We start from the raw sequence: 19,564 nt of genomic DNA on the forward strand, positions 1-19,564 counted from the left end.
TAACCGTTCCCCTTGCCGGGCGAGTGGAGGACTTCCACCTCCAAGCAGGTGCGCTCTGCCGGGCGCACCAAACAAAGACCCCGTGTTTTTCACGGGGCCATTTGCATTCCGGCCTGCAGCGACGTTCTTTCGTGTTCAGACGCCGAAGTTGAAGCGTACCCCGGCACGCGCCTCGCCGATTTCCGGATCGAGTTGGTCCGCGCTCAGATCCATGTAGCGATACTCAACGAACACGCCGACCATCGGGCTGAAGTCATAGGAAATGCCACCTGTCGCCTGCAGGCCGTCGCCGAAATCACCGATGTCGACATAGCCGACTTCCACATAGCCAGCCAACTGCGGCAACAGATAGCCGCTGCTGCCGATATGGACGCCATAGCCGTCCTCATCAACATCGTCCGCCGTCAGGTCCGCCGGCAGATCGTTCAGCTCGCCTTCGACGTGGATGTATTCGACCCGACCGTACAGCGGCCATTCGAACGGCACGTAGCCGACACCGGCGCGGATGAAATCGAGGTCCAGATCCACAGCATCGCCGTCAACGTTGGCGATGTCGTCATAGGTGTTGGCTTGGTACTCGGCTGTGAAATACGCTTGGTCGATGAACTGGAACTCGCCTTTGATGCCGTATCCGTCTCCGTCGTCGACCTCGCCGGCTTCGGTGTCGATGTCCGAATAGGGGACGTAGTATCCGTCGAGATGCGTGCTGATCGGTACCGCGAGGGCCAAGCCTGGCGACAGCAGCAACAGGCCGGCAGCGAACGTTCTGGCGTGAGTCATGACAGCTCCTTGAGGTGGGGGGACAGCGGCGGTGGGCGAATGGAGACGCCGCAACAGTGGTGGCCCGCGTTGTGCGGATCCTCCCTGTAACCGCCGCCCGTACTATCGTAGCGCGCTCTGAATTCGGACTGAACGCAGGCGCTTGCCGGACACGCATCGAAGCTGTTCGAGCTGTGGCGCTTGTCCCCGCGTTCCGGACAAACCGCAGGCCTGAACCGAAACGATGGTGGCGCCGATGACGCGCGGCCCGGCTTTGCGCCCGCGCCATTCGACCACCCGACAAAAAACGGCCCGTGAGTACGGGCGGTCTCTTGTCATGCCTTGGGTCGCTTGCCTTACTTCGGCGTCGCCGGCGTGTGCAGCGGGCTGGGCTGCAGCGAGAAATACCGCGACAACACCTGAATATCGGCATCGCTCAGATTCGCGGCCTGCGCCGACATCACCGCGTTCTTGCGCTGCCCGTTGCGGTAGGACTTGATCGAGTGCTCGAGATAGTTCGCATACTGGCCGGCCAGGATCGGATAGTTTGGTGCGATCGGCTTGTCACCGTGCTCGCCATGACAGGCGGCACAGACGGTCACCAGTTCATCGACACTCCTTTGCGACGCAGCGTCCTCGTGATGTTCTTCGGCAGCCTGCGCAAAACCCGCGGACAGGCCCAGCACCAGCATCAATAAGGTCTTCTTCATAAGGCCCCCGTTCACTTGCCGACAGCGCCGTCAGCCGGCGCTGTCGACAGGAATGCCGCGATGTCCTGAATGTCTTCGTCGCTCATGCTCGACGCCTGCGCACCCATGGTCGGATGCTGACGCTCGCCCGAGCGGTAGGCCTTGAGCGCGGTGACGATGTACTCCGCACTCTGGCCGCCGAGCTTGGGTACACGGTAGGTCGGATACACATTGTTGTAGCCGGGGATGCCGTGACATCCGAAGCAGGTTTCAGATTTGTCGCGGCCGGCTTCGCTATCACCGGCGGCTACGCCTTGCGCAGACCAAAGCGCGATGACGGCGAAGGTCGCCCATCGCAGGGCTTTCATCGTGGAGGACTCCTGGATACATGCGCGGAACGCGCCTTTTCGGTCGCATATGGTCTGGGAAAGCGGCTGCCGAGTCAATGGATTGGCAATGTCATGCGAACCATGAGCGCCCTTCATGCCGGGCAAGTCTGGACGTGCCGACCCGCAATCCGCACACTGCCGCCTGCCGGTCAGGCAGATGTTCGCGAGCCGGCCTTACGCAGCCCCTTCCAGCATCAGACCGACAACGGCATGACCGAACTCCCGGAAAACCTGGTGATGAGCCTGCCGATCTCCGCCATTGCCGCCGCAGCGCTGGGCCTGTTGATCGTGGCGCTGGCTCTGAACGTGTCCAGACTGCGCTTGCGCCTGCAGATTTCCTTGGGCGACGGGGAACGCCCGGAACTGTCGCGTGCCATTCGAGCGCATGGCAACACGGTCGAAAACGCGCCGCTGTTCCTGCTGCTTTGCCTGTTGCTGGAACTGACCGGCAGCGGCGCCTGGCTGGCTTGGGCCGCACTGCTGTTTGTGCTCGGTCGCTACGTCTACGCCTGGGGCTTGCTGCGACGCAGCTTCTCCCGCCAGCGACAGATCGGCGCGCTGCTGAGCTATCTGATCATCGCGGGAATGTCGCTCGCCCTGTTATTGCGCCTGGCCTGATGAGCAGCTCCGGGGAGGGCCTGGCCGCGGCGCGCGCGCAGGAAGTCGCAGCGGTCGATCTCGGTTCCAACAGTTTCCACATGCTGGTGGCGCGCGCGCGCGGCGATGAGATTCAGGTCATCGATCGCCTGCGCGATTCCACGCGCCTGGCCGCGGGCCTCGATGAGGAACGCAAGCTGTCGCCGCAGGTACAGGAACGCGCGCTGGCCTGCCTGGAGCGCTTCGGTCAGCGCCTGCGGCATATCCCGCCTTCACAGGTACGCGCCGCCGGCACCAACACCATGCGTGAGATGCAAGGCGGCGAGGCTTTCCTGTCCGCTGCCGAAGCGGCGCTGGGCCACGAGATCGAAATCATCTCGGGCGTGGAGGAAGCGCGGCTGGTCTTCGGCGGCGTGACCCACGGCCTGGACGGCGCGCAGAGCCGGCGTCTGGTGGTGGATATCGGCGGCGGCAGCACGGAGCTGATCATCGGCCGCGACAACGATCCGAAACTGATGGAAAGCGTGTCGCTGGGTTGCGTGGTGCATACGCAACGCTTCTTCGCCGATGGCTCGATCAACAAGCGCAACTTCAACGCCGCAAGGCTGGCCGCACGTGTCGAACTCGAGTTTCTGGAAAAGACCTACCGCGACGCCGGATGGGATCTCGCCCTGGGTTCCAGCGGCACCATCCGCGGCATATGGCGGGTCATGTGCGCGCAGAAGTGGGCCGAGGATGAAATCACCCGCGAGGGCCTGGAGAAAACGGTCGAGCTGCTGCTGAAAACCGGCAAGATCAGCAAGATCGATTTCGACGGCCTGCGCGAAGACCGCCGCCCGGTGTTTGCCGGCGGTCTCGCGGTGCTTGCGGGCGTTTTCGATTCGCTGGGCATCGAACGCATGCGGACCTCCGATCGCGCCCTGCGCGAAGGTCTGGTGTACGACCTGCTGGGACGGCTGTCCGATCAGGATGTGCGCGCGGACAGTGTGGCCGCAGTGGGGCGGCGCTTCGGTATTGATGCGCGGCATGCCCAGGCGGTCGCCGAGACCGCGGGCGAGGCGCTGTCGCAGGTGGCCGCCAGCTGGAAGCTGGACACCAAGGAGTGCCGCAGCCTGCTGGGCTGGGCCGCCGGCCTGCACGAGATCGGCCTGTCGATCGCGCATTCCTCGTACCATAAACACGGCGAATACATGCTGCGGCACGCCGATCTGCATGGCTTTTCGCAGACCGATCAGCGTTTGCTGGCGGTGCTGGTACGCCTGCATCGCGGCAAGATCGCCGTCGCGCTGTTCGACGAACTGCCGACCCAGTGGCGCGAACCCTTGCGCCGCCTCACGGTGATCCTGAGGCTGGCCTATCTGCTGAACCGCTCGCGCATGCTCGACCAGCGGCCACGTTTCGTGTTGACCGCAGGCCGTCGCAGCCTGGAATTGCGCTGCCCGCGCGGCTGGCTGGAACAACACCCGCTGACGCGCGCCGATATCGAGCGCGAGCAGGAACTGCTCAAGGTTATCGACTTCAAACTTTCGGTGGATTGAACGGCCCGAGGCGACTTCGATCCGAGGAGCTGGGACGCTCTTCGCGATTCAGACCAGATCGCCGTCCAGCAATCGCTGTTGAACCGCGACGTCCTGCACATGGTCGGCACGGTGGTAGCCGCCGTCGGGCTGCAGATGCCAGCTTTGCGCGGTGTCGGCCAGATAGGCCTGCAAGTGCGTGATCAGGCGCTGGCGCAGCTTGTCGTCGAGTATCGGCGTGGCGATCTCGACGCGGCGATAGAGATTGCGTTCCATCCAGTCGGCACTGGAGATCCAGACCTCGGGTTTACCGGCGTTCTCGAAATGGAACACGCGATGGTGTTCCAGGAAGCGGCCGACCACGGAACGCACACGAATGCGATCCGATACGCCGGCAATGCCGGGTCGCAGCGAACACATGCCGCGCACGATCAGATCGATCTCCACACCGGCCTGTGAGGCGCGATACAGCTTGCGGATCAATTCCGGTTCCACCAGCGAATTCATCTTGGCGATGATTCTTCCCGGGTGGCCGGCGGCGACGTGCTCGATCTCGCGGTCGATGCGTTCGACCATGCCCTTGAACAGGGTGAACGGCGACTGCAGCAGCCGTTCCATCTTGTTGACCTTGCCCAGCGAGGTGAGCTGCAGAAAGACGTTGTGCACGTCCTTGCAGATCTTCTGGTTGTAGGTGAACAGGCCGTAATCGGTGTACAGCCGCGCCGTGCGCGGGTGGTAGTTGCCGGTGCCCAGATGCGCGTAGTGGCGCAGACCTTCTTCTTCCCGCCGCACCACCAGTATCATCTTGGCGTGGGTCTTGTAGCCGACGATGCCGTAGACGACATGTGCGCCGACGTCCTGGAGCTTTTCGGCAAGGTCGATGTTGTCGGCCTCATCGAAACGCGCGCGCAGTTCGACCACCACCGTGACTTCCTTGCCGGCCTTGGCGGCCTCCATCAAGGCATCGACGATCGGGCTCTTGGTGCCGGTGCGGTACAGGGTCTGCTTGATCGCCAGTACGTTCGGATCGCGTGCGGCCTGGCGCAGGAATTCGACGACCGGGACGAACGAATCGAAGGGGTGATGCAGCAGCACGTCGGCGTCGCGCACCGCGGAGAAGATGTCTTCACGCTGCAACTGGCGCGGTACGCGCGGCACGAACGGCTGGAACTTCAGATCGGGCCGGTCGACCAGATCGGGCAGCGCCATCAGGCGATTGAGATTGACCGGACCGTTGACCTGATACACATCCGCCGGGTCGAGCTGCACGGTCTGCATCAGATACTGCCAGAGATGATCCGGACAGTTGTGGGCCACCTCCAGTCGTACCGAATCGCCCCACTGGCGCTGCGACAACTCGCCTTCGAGCACTTCCAGCAGATCCTCGGCCTCCTCGACATCCACCAGCAGATCGCTGTTGCGGGTGATGCGGAACTGGTAACAGCCGGTGGCTTCCATGCCCGGGAACAGGTCATCGACATAGGCGTGGATGACCGAGGACAGGAACACGAAGTCGTGCGGCCCGGTGCCCTTGATCTCGTTCGGAACCTGGATGATGCGCGGCAGCGCGCGCGGTGCCTGCACGATCGCGAAGCCGCTGTTGCGGCCGAACGCGTCCTTGCCGTGCAGGGAAACGATGAAGTTCAGCGACTTGTTGAGAATCCGCGGGAACGGGTGCGCCGGGTCCAACCCCAGGGGCGACAGCACCGGCAGCAGCTCGTCATGAAAGAACTGCCGTAGCCAGGCATCCTGCTGCGGGGTCCATGAGGAACGGCGCAGAAAGCGAATGTGTTCTTCATCCAGCGCCGGAACCAGAACCTCGTTGAACACGCGGTACTGCTCGTCGACCAGGGCATGCGCGCGCTGGCTGATGTCGCGCAGCAGGTCGATCGACGAGAGCCCATCGGCGCCACGCTGGTTCTGCCCCAGTTCCACGACTTTCTGCAGTCCGGCCACGCGAATCTCGAAGAACTCGTCGAGGTTGGAACTGGAAATGCACAGGAACTTGAGCCGTTCCAGCAAGGGCAGCCGCTCGTCCTTGGCCTGCTCCAGCACGCGCTGGTTGAACTCCAGCAACGACAGCTCGCGATTGATGAACAGCTCCGGATTCAGCGGCTCGGCGCTGTCGGAAACGGGTTCGGCTTGACGGGCGGCGATGCTCGGGGCGTCCATGTTGCTCATGCGGTCAGGGTGGGGCACGGCTGGATCGGAAGCCGGGCCATTCGGCGGTGAATCCGGCAATCAGTCTACGCCTTGCCCGGGACCGGCTCAGGCGGCGCGGTCGACGAATACCGCGCGCTCCGGGTAGTCGGTGAACACACCATCGATACCGCAAGCGCGCAGCTGTTCGATGTCGTCCTGATCGTTGACGGTGTAGACATAGACCTTGAGTCCGCGCGATCGCGCATCGGCCACCAGTTCCGCGTCAACGAAATCGGAGGCGAGATTGATCGCCACCGCGCCGATTTCGGCGGCGCAGGCCGCCAGATCCAAGGGCACGCCACACAACAGCACGGCCGTCGGAATCATCGGCGCCAGGCGGCGGAATTCGCGCAGTTCGCGCAGGTGAAACGAGGACACCAGGAACTGATCCGGCACCCAGCCGCGCTGGTCGACGTACTCGCGCAACACCGATGCCACAGCGGCGGCAGTGCCGCCGAAGGACTTGAGCTCGATATTGACCCCGACCCGACGGTCGATGTGATCGAGCATTTCCTGCAGCGTCGGGATCGTTTCACCACGACCGGCATCGAGCTGACGGATCGTTTCCAGCGACTGTTCGAGCAGGCGGCCCTGGCCATCGGTGGTGCGATCGAGCCGGTCGTCATGAAACACCAGCAGCGTATCGCCGTGGCGTTGTACGTCGAATTCGACCCACTGCGCGCCAAGACGTACGGCGGTGTCCATGGCGAGGCGGGTGTTTTCCGGAGCGTGGCCCGAAGCGCCGCGGTGTCCGATGGACAGAAATCCGCTGGGCGCGCCAGCGGCAAGCTCCTGGCGGGTCTTGAACGGAATCGGCATTTTCAACAAGTCATCCATTTGCGTCACCGCCCCATACTGAGTGGGAAATAATGCAGTTTCGTGACCGTGGCCGCCTTCAGCAAGCGCCTTTGTGGCGATTCTGTCCCGGAAAACTCAGGGCGCCGTGAGAATCTTCATCGCGTTGGTACCACCGGGTCCGGTAAAATCGCCCTTGGTCAGCAGAACCCGGTCGCCACTGGACAACACGCCGCGCGCAGCGAGCATTTCCATCGCCTCGGTGGTCGGCTTGAGCGTCTCCAGCGCAGTCGGGACGAACGGCACCGGGTGCACGCCGCGGCACAAGGCCATGCGGCGCAAAGTGGCGACGTGCTGGGTCAGCGCATAAATCGGTATGCGCGTATCCGTGCGCGACATCATCAAGGCCGTGGCACCGGATTCGGTCAGCGCGACGATCGCCTGGGCGCGCATGTGGCGTGCGGTCCAGCTGGTTGCCATCGCGATCGCCTCGTCGGTCTCGCGGAAATGCGAATCCAGATTGATCACATGGCGCTCCGTGACCAGCTCGGCGGCCTCGGCGCCCTGGCAGACCCGGACCATCGCCTCGACCGTCTTCACCGGATACCTGCCGGTGGCGGTTTCGGCCGAGAGCATCACCGCGTCGGTGCCGTCCATGACGGCATTGGCCACGTCCAGTACCTCGGCACGCGTGGGGATGGGATTGTTGATCATGGTTTCCATCATCTGCGTGGCGGTGATGACCATGCGGTTCTGCTCACGCGACTCACGGATGATCTTCTTCTGCCAGCCCGGCAATTCGGCATCCCCGATCTCCACGCCCAGATCGCCGCGCGCCACCATCACCGCGTCCGAGGCCGCGACGATCGCGGACAGTTCGCTCAGCGCTTCGGCGCGTTCGATCTTGGCCACCAGAGCCTGGCGTCCGCCGGCCGCGGTGATCAGTTCGCGCGCGTCGATCATGTCCTGCGCGCTGCGTGGGAAAGAGATCGCGATGAAGTCCACATCCAGTTCGACGGCGTGCTTGAGATGTTCGCGGTCGGCGTCGGTCAGGGCGGCCGCGGACAGACCGCCGCCGAGCTTGTTGATGCCCTTGCGGTCCGACAGCCTGCCGCCGAGCACCACGGTGCACTGCACACGCGAGCCGCGCACCGAATCGACCTTGAGCGTGATCGCACCGTCATTCAGCAACAGCGTGTCACCGGCGTTCACATCGCGTGGCAGGTCCTCGTAGGCGCAGCCGACCACCTCGGCGGTGCCCGCGGTTTTCGGCCAGTGCGTGTCGAGCGCGAACGGCGCGCCTTCCTCGAGTTCGACATGGCCGCCGACGAAACGCTCGACGCGAATCTTGGGGCCCTGCAGATCGGCGAGGATGCCGACTTGCCGCTGCAAGGACTCGCCGACACGGCGTACTGCCGCGACCCGAACGGCCTGATCCTCGGGCTTGCCGTGCGAATAGTTGAGTCGCACCACGTCCACGCCGGCGGCGATCAGACGGTGCAGGACGGCCGGATCATCGGTGGCCGGACCGAGGGTCGCGAGAATCTTGGTGCTGCGTGGCGGCGGTGTCTGCATGCCACCGCATTCTAGGCCGATCATTGATGATGTATAGAACCCGGCGGTTCAGGTCGCGATAATCGGCGTCCGACCAAGCCCACGAGCACTTCATCATGACTTCAAGTCTGCGACTCGGCACGCCGCTGTCCCGCGACGCGACCCGTCTGATGCTGCTCGGCGGCGGCGAACTCGGCAAGGAGGTGCTGATCGAGGCGCAGCGGCTCGGCGTGGAGACCATCGCGGTGGACCGCTACGCCAACGCGCCGGCGATGCAGGTGGCGCATCGCAGCCACGTGATTCCGATGCTCGACGGCGCCGAGCTGCGCCGCGTCATCGAATCCGAGAAGCCCGACTACCTGGTGCCCGAGATCGAGGCGATCCACACCCCAACGCTGCTGGAACTGGAAGCCGAGGGCTATCACGTGATCCCCACGGCGCGCGCAGCGCGGCTGACAATGGACCGCGAGGGCATACGCCGACTCGCCGCCGAGGAACTGGGGTTGCCCACCTCGCCTTACCGATTCGCCAGCGACAAAGCCGGGTATCACGCGGCTGTGGAAGCGCTGGGCCTGCCCTGCGTGGTCAAGCCGGTGATGTCGAGTTCCGGCAAGGGCCAGTCCCTGCTGCGCGAACCGGCCGATATCGACAGCGCCTGGAACTATGCGCAGGCCGGCGGCCGTGCCGGCACCGGGCGCGTGATCGTGGAAGGCTTTGTGCCGTTCGACTACGAGATCACCCTGCTGACGGTGCGCAGCGTTTCGGGCACGCGTCACTGCGATCCCATTGGCCACTTGCAGGTGGACGGCGACTATCGCGAATCCTGGCAACCGCATCCGATGTCCGCGCTGGCGATGCAGCGCGCCCGCGCCGTCGCCGAGCAGATCACCGGCGCGCTCGGCGGGCGCGGCCTGTTCGGCGTGGAGCTGTTCGTCAAGGGCGAGGAGGTGCTGTTCAGCGAGGTCTCGCCGCGCCCGCACGATACCGGCCTGGTCACGTTGATTTCGCAGGACCTGTCCGAGTTCGCGCTGCACCTGCGTGCCATCCTGGGTCTGCCGATTCCCTCGCTGCGCCAGTTCGGGCCGTCGGCCTCCTGCGCGGTTCTGATGGAGGGCGACCGCAAGGCACCGCATTATTCCGGTCTCGAAGCGGCGCTGGCCGAACCCGACACCCAGCTGCGGCTGTTCGGCAAACCGGAGGTCGTCGGCCGCCGGCGCATGGGCGTGGCGCTGGCGCTCGGCAATTCCATTGACGATGCGCGCGCGAAGGCGCGGCGGGCGGCGGCGGCGATACAGGTCGGCTAGAACCTGTCAGCGCGTCTCCAACCAGAACGTAACCGGGCCGTCATTGATCAGAGACACCTGCATATCCGCGCCGAAACGACCGCAGGCCACATCACGATGCTCGTCGCGCGCGCGATTGACGACGTCGGCGAACAAGCGCCGCGCCGCGTCCGGCGGCGCGGCCGTCGTGAAACTGGCGCGCATGCCCCGGCGCGTATCGGCCGCCAGCGTGAACTGCGGCACCAGCAACAATCCGCCACCATGTTCACGCAGGCTGCGGTTCATGCGTCCGTCCGCATCGGTGAAGACGCGATAGCCCAGCAGTCGTTCAACCAGACGGCGTACATCGGTCTCAGCATCGTCGGGACGCACACCCACGAGTACCAGCAGACCGGGACCGATAGCGGCGATACGTTCGCCGTCGACGTCCACCGCTGCGGAGCGCACTCGTTGTAGCAATCCGATCATTTCTGAATTCGTCCCTGTTGGTCGGGTCTGCGTAGGGAATTCCCTACAGACCGTGTCGTCACCATCCGACTGTACTTGCACGGGCCCGCGCCCATACTGACATCAGAGTCACCAAGGATCAGGACGCAGGGATGGGTCCGGTGACTTCTCCAAGGATTGGAACAGCGCAGGAAGCGCGCTAATACCGACCGACCGTCAGGCAAGAGGCCCAACGGTCGGTTTTTTTCGTGGTGTCGGCGCCGGTGTTCGGATTTTGCGCGAAAAGTCCTACAACAAACATCGGCGCTGTCCGACTGTGTTGCCGCGATGGCGCGAGCACAATAGCCGCCAGTCGCCAAGGACAAGGAGCACACGGAGGTTCAGGCGACAACCGCAGGATGCGGACAGGATTCGCAGGACAGCTTGAAAACGAACCGGCCATCGACAGGGAATTCGATGGCCGGTTTTTTCGTGCCCGGATGCTCTCTTCGACGATACCGGAAATGAGCTACAGGCCACCGCGTGGGCACGCTGAGCTTTGCCCCCCCTACCGGCCGACAGGCGCGGGGTTCGCGCAAAGAGGCAAAGGCGCGAAGAACAGCCGTTAACCTGAATCACGCGCCGCGTGATGCCGACCGACCCGCGCGAATGCGAGCGCTGGGTGAGGGCAACGGCCATGCCGCAGCAGATTCATTCTGTGGGGTGCCGCTTGCGGCATGGCCGTTAGGCGGCCGCTGCCTCTACAATCCTGCACCCATGAAACTGCGTCTGGCGCGTTGGCTGTTGATGCTGAGCGGCTATCTGCCGTTGCCGCTGCTGCATGCCTGCGGCTGGCTGGTCGGACGGGTGCTGTGGTGGATTCCCAACAAGCCGCGTGCCATCACCCTGCGCCATTTGAGGCTTTGCCTGCCGGAACTCGATGACGCGCAGCGGCGACGGATCGCACGTGAAAGCCTGGGGCACATGGCGATGGCGGTACTGGAGGCCCCCGCGATCTGGTTCGGCCCGCAAGGCAGACTGCGCGCCTGGCTCAAGGATCCCGCCGCCGAGGCGGCATTGCGCGGCGCCTGCGCCGACGGCGGCACCATCGTGCTGTGTCCGCACCTGGGCTCCTGGGAACTGGCGGGCATGTTCTGCGCGGCGCAGGGGCAGATCACCTCACTGTACAAGCCGCAGAAAGGGGTGTTCGATCAGCTGATCCTCGAAGGCCGCCAACGGCTCGGTGCGCGGCTCGTACCGACGATCGGCAGCGGCGTCAAAGCCTTGCTCGAAGCCCTGCGCCAGGGCGAGATGATCGGCGTGCTGCCGGACCACGATCCACCGGCCGGCTCCGGCGTGTTCGCCCCGCTGTTCGGCATCCAGGCGCACACCACGGAACTGGTCAGCAAGCTCGCCGCACGCACCGGCGCCCCGGTATGGTTCTGCTATGCGGAACGCCTTGCGTTCGGCCGCGGCTTTCGTCTGCACGTGATGCCGGCGCCTGACGGCGTGGCCGACAAGACCCAGGGCGTCACCGCGATGAACCACGGCGTGGAACAATGCCTGCGGCACCTGCCCCAGCAATACTGGTGGAGTTACAAGCGCTACCGACGACGTCCGCCGGGCCAGCCGGACTTCTATAGGGCTGAAGGCCTGCGGACGCTCCCCGGAATCACCGATGCCGAGTAAGCCTTTTTGCAAACAAGACGGAACCCGGAACGAAGATCCGGGTCCGAATCCGCATCCAGCACACTACAAGGACGCAAACAATGGACGGTGAAATCCTCATCGAGGCCCGCCATTTGTCGCGCCGATACGGCCCGACACTGGCGGTTTCCGATGTCAACCTGACGCTGCGCAAGGGCGAGATTCTGGGTCTGCTGGGCCCCAACGGGGCCGGCAAGTCCACAACCATGAAGATGCTCTGCGGCTGCCTGTCACCCAGTCAGGGCGAGGTCCTGATCAACGGGCAATCGATGCAGGTCAAGCCGGAAGCCGCGAAACGCTCTCTGGGCTATTTGCCGGAACAACCGCCGCTGTATCCCGAATTCAATGTGGACGAGTATCTCGGCTACTGTGCCGGCCTGCATGGCATCAGTCGGGCCGAACGTGTGGCCGCGGTGACACGCGCCAAGCAGGCTTGCGGCCTGAGCCACATGGCCAAGCGCAACATCGCCAATCTGTCCAAGGGATATCAGCAGCGCGTCGGTCTGGCACAGGCGATCATTCACCGTCCGCCGGTGATCGTGCTGGACGAGCCGACCGTGGGTCTCGATCCAATCCAGATCCAGGAAATCCGCGCGCTGATCAAGGAGCTGGGACGCGAGCATTCGGTGATCCTGTCCAGTCACATCCTTCCGGAAATCCAGGCGGTGTGTTCGCGCGTGGCGATCATCGACAAGGGCCGGATCGTCTTCGCCGAAGCCATGGACGTCATCCAGCGCGAGAGCTTCGGCTCCATTGTGCTCGGCCTGCGGCGCCCACCGGATCTCGCAGCATTGTCGGCCCTGCCTGAAATCATCGGTGTGGAAGCGCTCGGCGAGCAGCATTTCAGACTGCGCTGCGCGCGCGAAGCCGATCCACGCGAGGCCATCGTGGCCGAAGCCGCCAAAAGCGACTGGGGCCTGATCGAACTGCGGCCCGAGGTACGCACCCTGGAAGAGATCTTCATCGAAAAGACATCGGGCGACGTGCTCGCGGAGGCGGCTTGACATGGGCAACACACTGACGATCGCCAGCGCCGAATTCCGTCGCATCTTCGTCTCGCCGCTGGCTTGGGCGGTACTCGCGGTACTGCAGATCATCGCCGGCTATGTGTTCGCGGTGACGCTGTACCAGATCAGCGCCAACCCGACAGCGCTCAATGATTTTCTCGGTGTCTCCGACTACGTGGGCGCCAACATCTTCGGCTTCATGACGGTGCTGTATCTGCTGGTGATGCCGCTGATGACGATGCGCGCGTTTTCCGAGGAGCGAAAATCCGGTTCGATCACCCTGCTGTTCTCGGCGCCGGTGTCGCTGAGCCAGATCGTGCTCGGCAAATTCATGGGCCTGTTCGGCTTCATGCTGGTGATGCTGCTGCTGGTGGCCCTGATGCCGCTGTCGCTGATGTTCAGCACCGACCTGGACCTGGGACGCATCGCCGCCGGCCTGTTCGGCCTGTTGCTGATGTTGATGGCCTTCGGTGCGGCCGGTCTGTTCGTGTCCACCCTGACCAAGGAACCGACGATCGCCGCGATCGGTGGTTTCGGTCTGTTGCTGCTGGTGTGGCTGGTCAATGTCATGGCGTATCAGGAAGGGGCCTACGCCGAGGTGTTCAAGCAGATCTCGCTGCTGTCGCACTACGAAAACCTGCGGCGCGGTGTGTTCAACACCTCGGATGTGACCTACTACCTGCTGTTCTGCGTCCTGTTCCTGTGGGGCTCGGTGCAGCGCCTGGACATGGAACGCAACTGAGGACCTGTCCATGAACAAGAATCCACAACACAAGAAGCCACATCTCTCGCAACACCTGCTGACGATCCTGCTGGTGCCGGCGATCATCCTCGCCCTGGGCTGGCTGAGCGTGCGCTACCAGACCGACTTCGACTGGACGGCCGGTAACCGCAATTCCTTGACCGAGGCCAGCGAGCGACTGCTGGACGCGATGCCCGACGAGATCGTCTTCACCGCCTACGTCTACCCGGATGGCGAGCAGCAGCGCCTGATCGAATTGGACCTGCGCCGCTACCAGCGTCTCAAGGACAACATCCGCATCGATTACGTCGATCCCAGCCGCAATCCGCAGCAGACGCAGGAGGCTGGCATCACCATGGCCGGCGAAGTGGTGGCCAGCTATCAGGGCCGCACCGAAACCCTGCGCGAGCTCACCGAACCGGTGGTCAGCGCCGCGCTGCAGCGACTCTCGGCATCGAGCGAGCAATGGATCGTGTTCCTCGAGGGTCATGGCGAGCGGGCCATCGACGGACAGGAACCGGGCGCCTTCGGTCGCTTCGCCGAGACGCTCAAGAGCAAGGGACTCAAGGCGCGCGGCCTGAACCTGGCGGCGACGCCGACGATACCGGACAACACGTCCGTGCTGGTCATCGCCAGCCCGCAACGCGCACTGCTGCCGGGCGAGGTCGAGCTGATCCGGCAGTATGTGGACGGTGGCGGCAATCTGATCTGGCTGTCCGATCCCGACAGCGCGCCGATTCCGGGTCTGGCTGAAACATTGGGTGTGAACTGGCTCAGCGGCATCGCCGTGTTCCCCGATTTCCAGTACACCTCGGGCGATCCGGCGGTGCTGCTGGCCAACCAGTACCCGCCACACCCGATCACGCGGCAGCTCGCCTACATCTCCATGTTTCCGTACGTGCACAGCCTGGAGGCCAAGCCGGATTCGGGCTGGACGGCCTTGCCGATCGTGCAGACCGGGCCGGTTGCCTGGCTGGAATCGGGTGATTTGTCGCAGGCCGTGGACTTCGATCCCCAATCCGGCGATGTCGGTGGCCCGCTCAATGTGGCGATGTCGCTGACACGCAATGTCGAACCGCCCAAGGCCGACGACGGCGACGGCGACGGCGACGAGTCCGAAACAGCGAAAGCCCGTCAACAGCGAGTGATCCTGGTCGGCGACGCGGATTTCGCCTCCAACGTCTATTACGAGCAGGTCGGCAACAGCGAACTCTCGATCAACCTGGTGCAATGGGCGGCCGCGCGGGACAAGCAACTCGACATCAATGTACCCAAGGTGCCGGACAGTTCGCTGTACCTGCCCAACTGGTTGCTCTACCTGTTGATTCTGGGCTTCGTGATCGTGCTGCCGCTGGCGCTGATCGTGTTCGGCGTGATCCGCTGGGCCGTGCGCCGCCGTCGCTGAGGACTGCCGATGAACCGCAAATACCTCAACCTCGCACTGCTGGTGCTGCTTCTCGGGCTCGGCGCCGTCCTGTATTTCGGTGACGAACAGGACGAGGAAGAGACGCCGTTGACCGCGCTTGCAGCCGCCGATGTCGAACGTGTGCAGATCGATCACCCGCAGCAGGCGCCAACCGTGCTGGTCAAACAGGACGGTGACTGGCGTCTGAGCTCACCGGTCGAGGCACGCGCCGACAACTTCGAGGTCAATGCGCTGTTGGCGCTGGCTGACACTCCAGTGCACAAGCAATTCCCGGCCGCCGGAACCGATCTGGCCGGGCTCGGACTGTCACCGCCGAAATACACGGTCACGCTCAACAACCGCGTGATCGATTTCGGCGATACCGAGCCGCTGCAACACCAGCGCTATGTGATGCTGGACGACGCGGTGGCCCTGATCGACGATCTCGGCTCGGCCGCCTTCGACGAGGACCCTTCCGACCTCGTCGCCAAGACCCTGTTGCCGGACGGTGCACGACTGAGCCGTATCGAACTGCCGAACCTGGTTCTGGTACGCAAGGACGATCGCTGGCAGTCCGAACCGGAGCGGCCCGAAGCCACTTCGGAACGAATCGAAGCGCTGGTCGACGCCTGGTCGCGCGCACGCGCGATGTGGAACGAAGCGATACCGGAGACCGGAGGCGGAGACCCGCTCACACTGGTTCTGGAGGACGGTCGTCAGATTCATCTGACCGTGGCTGCGCACGAACCCCAGTTGATATTGGAGCGGCCGGACTACGGCGTGCGCTACCACCTGTCCAAGGCGCTGGCCGATGAACTGCTGCGGCTGCCGCCGGCCACCGATGCGGCCGCCGATGAACCGGAGACAACGGAGGCAGCGCCGACTGCGGAGGGGCCCGATTAGAGATCGCGCGAATCCAGTGCCGACTGCAGATGGCGCTTCACACCGGGCCATTCCGATTCGATGATCGAGAACACCACGGTATCGCGATAGCTGCCATCCGCGAGGCGCTGGTGATTGCGCAGCACGCCATCCTGCTTCGCCCCGAGCCGCGCGATCGCCGCAGGTGAGGCGCGATTCATCCAGTGCTTACGAAACTCCACGGCGACGGTTTCGAGCGTCTCGTACGCATGCTGCAACAACAGCAACTTGCATTCGGTATTGACGGCGCTGCGCTGCACGATCGATGTGAGGAACGGCGCCTGCGCTATGCTGCGCCGCCGCCTTGCGCAAAGCCTGCCAGCTCCAGACGCACCGTGCCTGAACTGCCCGAAGTCGAGACGATACGCCGTGGCATCGAGCCGCATGTGCTCGGCCGACGCATCGAACGCGTCACCGTGCGCGACCGCCGCCTGCGCTGGCCGATTCCCGAGGATCTGGAGGCGCGCCTGAGCGGGCGTACCGTGCACGCGACCGCTCGCCGCGGCAAATACCTGCTGTTGGACGTGGGTGAGGACCAACTGATGCTGCACATGGGCATGTCCGGGCGGCTGTTCGTGCTGCCGGCCAATGAGCCGCTGCACAAGCATGACCATCTCGACCTCTTGCTCAGCGGCGATGTATTGCTGCGTTTCCACGACCCACGCCGCTTCGGTGCGGCACTGCTGTGGCCCAAGAACGAGCCCGAGCATCCGCTGCTCCGCGCGATGGGCCCGGAGCCGTTCGACGAAGCCTTCGACGGCGACTATCTGTTCCGGCGTTCGCGCGGACGCATCGCCGCCGTCAAGACCTTTCTCATGGACGGTCGCATCGTCGTCGGCGCCGGCAACATCTACGCCGCAGAAGCCCTGTTTCGCGCCGGCATCCGACCCTTGCGCGCGGCCGGCCGCGTGTCCCGCCGCGAATATCAGCAACTGGCCGAAGCCACGCGTCAGACCCTGGCCGACGCGATTCGCGCCGGCGGCACCACGCTGCGCGACTTCTTCGGCGCGGACGGCAATCCCGGCTACTTCCAGCAGGATCTCTACGTTTACGGCCGCGAAGGTCTGCCCTGCCATGTCTGCGGCTCGATCATCCGCCACGCGGTGATCGGCCAGCGTTCGAGTTGCTGGTGTCCAAGCTGCCAGCGCTGAGCGCATTGCGCCTCTGCGCGAGACAAAAGCCGGGTACTTGGCACGATCTGTCATGAGCGGCTGTCGGGTGCCGGGCATACTCCGCGCGAACCGGAGCGGGGAAACCGATGATCGATCCACTGGCGCAGCCGCTGACGCTGCCGTGCGGTGCGCGTCTGCCGAACCGTCTATGCAAGGCGGCGATGACCGAAGGTATGGCGGACGCGAAGCTGCGCGCCACCGAACGCCACGAACGCCTGTACCGAACCTGGTCACTGGGCGGCGCCGGGCTGCTGCTCAGCGGCAATGTGATGATCGATCGCGAGGTGCTGGAGCGGGCAGGCAATGTCTGCCTCGACGTTCGGCACGGCGTCAGCGATGAAGCGTTGGAGCGACTGCGCCGCTGGGCGCGTGCCGGCACCGAGGGCGGCAATCATCTGTGGATGCAGATCTCGCATGCCGGGCGACAGTCGCCGCGCTATCTGACGCGACGCCCGCTGGCGCCTTCGGCGGTGAGCCTGGACCTGCTCGGCAACTACGCACGGCCACGCGCGCTCGAAGAATCGGAAATTCTGGATTTCGTGGACCGCTTCGCGCGGGTGGCCGAGCTTGCGCGCGACACCGGCTTCACCGGTGTACAGATTCACTCCGCGCATGGTTATCTGCTGTCCTCGTTCCTGTCTCCGATCACCAACCAACGCGAGGACGCCTGGGGCGGCAGCCTGGAAAATCGTGCCCGCTTTCTGATCGAAACCCTGCGCGCGGTGCGGGCACGCGTCGGCGCCGATTTCTGCGTGGGCCTGAAGTTGAATTCGGATGATTTCCGCAAGGGCGGCTTCAGCAACATCGAGTGCCTGAAACTCGTGGAATGGCTCAATGCCGAGCAGCTGGACCTGCTTGAAGTCTCCGGCGGAACCTATGAGCAACCGCGCTTGCTGGGCTTCTCGGGCCGTGCCGATTCGGCCGTGCCGGAGCAATCCAGCACGCGCCAGCGCGAGGCCTATTTCCTGGACTATGCCCGCGCGATCAAGACGGTGGCGACCATGCCGGTAATGCTGACCGGCGGCTTCCGCTCACGCGCCGGAATGTGCGAGGCGATCGACGAAGGGGCCTGCGATGTCATCGGTCTGGCGCGTCCGCTGGCGACCGACCCCGAGGCCCCGTCCCGCCTGCTGTCCGGCGAGATCGAAATGCTCGATACCTACGAGCAAGGGCTGCGCCTGGGTCGCGCCAAATGGCTGTCGGCCGCCAGTCCGATTCTGCCGCTCAAACTGATCAACGTGCTCGGCAGCCAGGCCTGGGCGGGACAACAGATGCTGCGCCTCGCGGACGGGCTGGCACCGCAACCCGAACACGGCGTGCTGTGGGCGTTCCTGCGCTATCTGCGTGATGAACTCAGCGGCGCGGTGCGGCTTTGGCGATCGCGACGCGGGCTCAGTTGAGCAACTGCGGCACGGCGAGCCGGAAGGGGCGGATCGCGGCGTCGAAGCATTCGGTGAAGCCAATCACGGCCATCTGGAAACTGCCGTGCATGGTGCCCACCGGCGTTTCCAGCGGACAGGCGCTGGTGTATTCGAACTGTTCGCCGGGTGCCAGCGTCGGTTGATGGCCGACCACGCCGGGGCCGCGCACATCCTCGGTCTGTCCCTGACCATTGGTGATGATCCAGTGGCGGCTCAACAACTGCACGGTCCTGTCGCCCTCGTTGCGGATCGTCACGTGGTAGGCGAACAGCCAGCGCTCGTTCTCGGGATCAGACTGTTCCTCGATATAGCGAGGCCGGACCAGAATGCGGATGCCACGGGTGACTGTGTCAGACATTCGAAGTTCGGTCCGGATCGATTCAGAACATGCCCAGCGCAAGCTGCGCGGTTTCGGACATCATCTCGCGCGTCCACGGCGGATCGAAAGTCAGTTCGACCTCTGCGTCCTCAACGGTCGGAACTTCGAGCAGCTTGCTACGCACGTCATTGACCAGAAAATCACCCATGCCGCAGCCCGGCGCGGTCAGCGTCATCTGCACCGAGGCACGGCGCGAACCGTCGTCCTGCTTGTCGAGCCGGCATTCATAGATCAATCCGAGTTCGACAATATCGATCGGAATCTCCGGGTCGTAGCAGGTCTTGAGCTGCGCCCAGCAGGCTTTCTCGACGTCCTCGTCGCTGGCCTCGGCGGGGATCTCGACCGTGGCCGGCGGCTCGCGCCCGATCACGTCCGCATCTTTGCCTTCGATACGGAACATATGGCCTTCCACCAGCACGGTGAAGCTGCTGCCGAGCGCCTGCGTGACCGTGGCCTTGGCGCCTTCGGGCAGTTCGACTTTCTGGCCGGACGGGACCAGCGCGGCGACGACGTCACGCGTCAGAGCGACTGTTTCCTGGGTTTCTTGCATCGTATGGAAATCGTTGATTCGAACGGCTTGCAGAGCCGAACAGTCTAAA

General features: G+C 64.2%; 19 protein-coding genes and 1 pseudogene. 10 read left to right on the forward strand and 10 right to left on the reverse strand.

What is annotated here, in order from left to right:
* Window positions 1-135: 135 nt before the first annotated feature.
* The 3 genes from RM530_RS00005 to RM530_RS00015 form a co-directional block, all read right to left on the reverse strand.
* Entirely contained in the window at window positions 136-780 is a 645-nt protein-coding gene (locus tag RM530_RS00005) for an outer membrane protein (RefSeq protein WP_311363146.1), read from the reverse strand.
* Between the two features lie 335 nt (window positions 781-1,115).
* A complete protein-coding gene (locus tag RM530_RS00010) occupies window positions 1,116-1,469 on the reverse strand; it encodes a c-type cytochrome (RefSeq protein ID WP_311363147.1) in 354 nt (117 codons plus the stop codon).
* A gap of 11 nt (window positions 1,470-1,480) precedes the next feature.
* Entirely contained in the window at window positions 1,481-1,816 is a 336-nt protein-coding gene (locus RM530_RS00015; RefSeq protein WP_311363148.1) for a c-type cytochrome, read from the reverse strand.
* A gap of 231 nt (window positions 1,817-2,047) precedes the next feature.
* On the opposite strand from RM530_RS00015, the gene RM530_RS00020 reads away from it, so the two are divergent.
* Both RM530_RS00020 and ppx read left to right on the forward strand, forming a co-directional pair.
* On the forward strand, window positions 2,048-2,455 hold the full coding sequence (locus RM530_RS00020; RefSeq protein WP_311363149.1) for an MAPEG family protein: 408 nt from the start codon (window positions 2,048-2,050) through the stop codon (window positions 2,453-2,455).
* The gene (ppx, locus tag RM530_RS00025; RefSeq protein WP_311363150.1) at window positions 2,455-3,972 is read left to right on the forward strand and encodes an exopolyphosphatase; all 1,518 of its coding nucleotides are present in this window, start codon (window positions 2,455-2,457) and stop codon (window positions 3,970-3,972) included. The genes RM530_RS00020 and ppx overlap by 1 nt, the downstream gene beginning before the upstream one ends.
* A 48-nt stretch (window positions 3,973-4,020) precedes the next feature.
* Here ppx and ppk1 read toward each other — a convergent pair whose 3' ends face one another.
* The 3 genes from ppk1 to pyk form a co-directional block, all read right to left on the reverse strand.
* A complete protein-coding gene (gene ppk1 / locus RM530_RS00030; protein ID WP_311363151.1) occupies window positions 4,021-6,132 on the reverse strand; it encodes a polyphosphate kinase 1 in 2,112 nt (703 codons plus the stop codon).
* Window positions 6,133-6,219: 87 nt separating this feature from the next.
* Window positions 6,220-6,990 carry a glycerophosphodiester phosphodiesterase gene (locus RM530_RS00035; protein WP_311363152.1) on the reverse strand — a complete coding sequence of 257 codons (771 nt, stop codon included), beginning with the start codon at window positions 6,988-6,990 and terminating at the stop codon, window positions 6,220-6,222.
* Between the two features lie 96 nt (window positions 6,991-7,086).
* Window positions 7,087-8,547: a pyruvate kinase gene (gene pyk, locus RM530_RS00040; RefSeq protein ID WP_311363153.1), complete on the reverse strand. Its 1,461-nt coding sequence runs from the start codon at window positions 8,545-8,547 to the stop codon at window positions 7,087-7,089.
* A gap of 71 nt (window positions 8,548-8,618) precedes the next feature.
* Between pyk and purT the strand changes: the two genes are divergently transcribed.
* Window positions 8,619-9,806, forward strand: a complete 1,188-nt coding sequence (gene purT, locus RM530_RS00045; protein WP_311363154.1) for a formate-dependent phosphoribosylglycinamide formyltransferase — start codon at window positions 8,619-8,621, stop codon at window positions 9,804-9,806.
* 6 nt (window positions 9,807-9,812) lie between these two features.
* Here purT and dtd read toward each other — a convergent pair whose 3' ends face one another.
* Window positions 9,813-10,253, reverse strand: a complete 441-nt coding sequence (dtd, locus tag RM530_RS00050; protein ID WP_311363155.1) for a D-aminoacyl-tRNA deacylase — start codon at window positions 10,251-10,253, stop codon at window positions 9,813-9,815.
* Window positions 10,254-10,988: 735 nt separating this feature from the next.
* Between dtd and RM530_RS00055 the strand changes: the two genes are divergently transcribed.
* The 5 genes from RM530_RS00055 (at window position 10,989) to RM530_RS00075 (ending at window position 15,975) form a co-directional block, all read left to right on the forward strand.
* Complete coding sequence (locus RM530_RS00055) at window positions 10,989-11,900, forward strand: lysophospholipid acyltransferase family protein (protein ID WP_311363156.1); 912 nt, start codon at window positions 10,989-10,991, stop codon at window positions 11,898-11,900.
* 80 nt (window positions 11,901-11,980) lie between these two features.
* The gene (locus RM530_RS00060; RefSeq protein ID WP_311363157.1) at window positions 11,981-12,922 is read left to right on the forward strand and encodes an ABC transporter ATP-binding protein; all 942 of its coding nucleotides are present in this window, start codon (window positions 11,981-11,983) and stop codon (window positions 12,920-12,922) included.
* Between the two features lies 1 nt (window position 12,923).
* Complete coding sequence (locus RM530_RS00065; RefSeq protein WP_311363158.1) at window positions 12,924-13,667, forward strand: ABC transporter permease; 744 nt, start codon at window positions 12,924-12,926, stop codon at window positions 13,665-13,667.
* Window positions 13,668-13,677: 10 nt separating this feature from the next.
* Entirely contained in the window at window positions 13,678-15,072 is a 1,395-nt protein-coding gene (locus tag RM530_RS00070; RefSeq protein ID WP_311363159.1) for a GldG family protein, read from the forward strand.
* Window positions 15,073-15,081: 9 nt separating this feature from the next.
* On the forward strand, window positions 15,082-15,975 hold the full coding sequence (locus tag RM530_RS00075) for a DUF4340 domain-containing protein (protein ID WP_311363160.1): 894 nt from the start codon (window positions 15,082-15,084) through the stop codon (window positions 15,973-15,975).
* On the opposite strand, the pseudogene RM530_RS00080 reads toward RM530_RS00075, so the two are convergent.
* Window positions 15,972-16,253 (reverse strand): annotated as a pseudogene (locus RM530_RS00080) (GNAT family N-acetyltransferase); the annotation flags it as partial. The gene RM530_RS00075 and the pseudogene RM530_RS00080 sit on opposite strands and share 4 nt — an antisense overlap.
* 75 nt (window positions 16,254-16,328) lie before the next feature.
* Here RM530_RS00080 and mutM point away from each other — a divergent pair.
* Both mutM and RM530_RS00090 read left to right on the forward strand, forming a co-directional pair.
* Window positions 16,329-17,144 carry a bifunctional DNA-formamidopyrimidine glycosylase/DNA-(apurinic or apyrimidinic site) lyase gene (gene mutM, locus RM530_RS00085; RefSeq protein ID WP_311363162.1) on the forward strand — a complete coding sequence of 272 codons (816 nt, stop codon included), beginning with the start codon at window positions 16,329-16,331 and terminating at the stop codon, window positions 17,142-17,144.
* A gap of 107 nt (window positions 17,145-17,251) precedes the next feature.
* Window positions 17,252-18,565 carry an NADH:flavin oxidoreductase/NADH oxidase family protein gene (locus tag RM530_RS00090; RefSeq protein ID WP_311363163.1) on the forward strand — a complete coding sequence of 438 codons (1,314 nt, stop codon included), beginning with the start codon at window positions 17,252-17,254 and terminating at the stop codon, window positions 18,563-18,565.
* On the opposite strand, the gene apaG is transcribed toward RM530_RS00090, so the two are convergent.
* Window positions 18,558-18,944 carry a Co2+/Mg2+ efflux protein ApaG gene (apaG, locus tag RM530_RS00095; RefSeq protein ID WP_311363164.1) on the reverse strand — a complete coding sequence of 129 codons (387 nt, stop codon included), beginning with the start codon at window positions 18,942-18,944 and terminating at the stop codon, window positions 18,558-18,560. The two genes, RM530_RS00090 and apaG, sit on opposite strands and share 8 nt — an antisense overlap.
* A 22-nt stretch (window positions 18,945-18,966) precedes the next feature.
* Window positions 18,967-19,515 carry a putative Fe-S cluster assembly protein SufT gene (gene sufT, locus RM530_RS00100; protein WP_311363165.1) on the reverse strand — a complete coding sequence of 183 codons (549 nt, stop codon included), beginning with the start codon at window positions 19,513-19,515 and terminating at the stop codon, window positions 18,967-18,969.
* Between the last annotated feature and the right edge of the window lie 49 nt (window positions 19,516-19,564).

This window comes from Banduia mediterranea (assembly GCF_031846245.1).
Lineage (GTDB): Bacteria > Pseudomonadota > Gammaproteobacteria > Nevskiales > Nevskiaceae > Banduia > Banduia mediterranea.

Excerpts from the sequence above, each read along its gene's own strand:
- RM530_RS00005 (WP_311363146.1), bottom strand. The coding sequence starts at position 780 with ATGACTCACGCCAGAACGTTCGCTGCCGGCCTGTTGCTGCTGTCGCCA.
- RM530_RS00010 (WP_311363147.1), bottom strand. The coding sequence starts at position 1,469 with ATGAAGAAGACCTTATTGATGCTGGTGCTGGGCCTGTCCGCGGGTTTT.
- RM530_RS00015 (WP_311363148.1), bottom strand. The coding sequence starts at position 1,816 with ATGAAAGCCCTGCGATGGGCGACCTTCGCCGTCATCGCGCTTTGGTCT.
- RM530_RS00020 (WP_311363149.1), top strand. The coding sequence starts at position 2,048 with ATGACCGAACTCCCGGAAAACCTGGTGATGAGCCTGCCGATCTCCGCC.
- ppx (WP_311363150.1), top strand. The coding sequence starts at position 2,455 with ATGAGCAGCTCCGGGGAGGGCCTGGCCGCGGCGCGCGCGCAGGAAGTC.
- ppk1 (WP_311363151.1), bottom strand. The coding sequence starts at position 6,132 with ATGAGCAACATGGACGCCCCGAGCATCGCCGCCCGTCAAGCCGAACCC.
- RM530_RS00035 (WP_311363152.1), bottom strand. The coding sequence starts at position 6,990 with ATGGATGACTTGTTGAAAATGCCGATTCCGTTCAAGACCCGCCAGGAG.
- pyk (WP_311363153.1), bottom strand. The coding sequence starts at position 8,547 with ATGATCGGCCTAGAATGCGGTGGCATGCAGACACCGCCGCCACGCAGC.
- purT (WP_311363154.1), top strand. The coding sequence starts at position 8,619 with ATGACTTCAAGTCTGCGACTCGGCACGCCGCTGTCCCGCGACGCGACC.
- dtd (WP_311363155.1), bottom strand. The coding sequence starts at position 10,253 with ATGATCGGATTGCTACAACGAGTGCGCTCCGCAGCGGTGGACGTCGAC.
- RM530_RS00055 (WP_311363156.1), top strand. The coding sequence starts at position 10,989 with ATGAAACTGCGTCTGGCGCGTTGGCTGTTGATGCTGAGCGGCTATCTG.
- RM530_RS00060 (WP_311363157.1), top strand. The coding sequence starts at position 11,981 with ATGGACGGTGAAATCCTCATCGAGGCCCGCCATTTGTCGCGCCGATAC.
- RM530_RS00065 (WP_311363158.1), top strand. The coding sequence starts at position 12,924 with ATGGGCAACACACTGACGATCGCCAGCGCCGAATTCCGTCGCATCTTC.
- RM530_RS00070 (WP_311363159.1), top strand. The coding sequence starts at position 13,678 with ATGAACAAGAATCCACAACACAAGAAGCCACATCTCTCGCAACACCTG.
- RM530_RS00075 (WP_311363160.1), top strand. The coding sequence starts at position 15,082 with ATGAACCGCAAATACCTCAACCTCGCACTGCTGGTGCTGCTTCTCGGG.
- RM530_RS00090 (WP_311363163.1), top strand. The coding sequence starts at position 17,252 with ATGATCGATCCACTGGCGCAGCCGCTGACGCTGCCGTGCGGTGCGCGT.
- apaG (WP_311363164.1), bottom strand. The coding sequence starts at position 18,944 with ATGTCTGACACAGTCACCCGTGGCATCCGCATTCTGGTCCGGCCTCGC.
- sufT (WP_311363165.1), bottom strand. The coding sequence starts at position 19,515 with ATGCAAGAAACCCAGGAAACAGTCGCTCTGACGCGTGACGTCGTCGCC.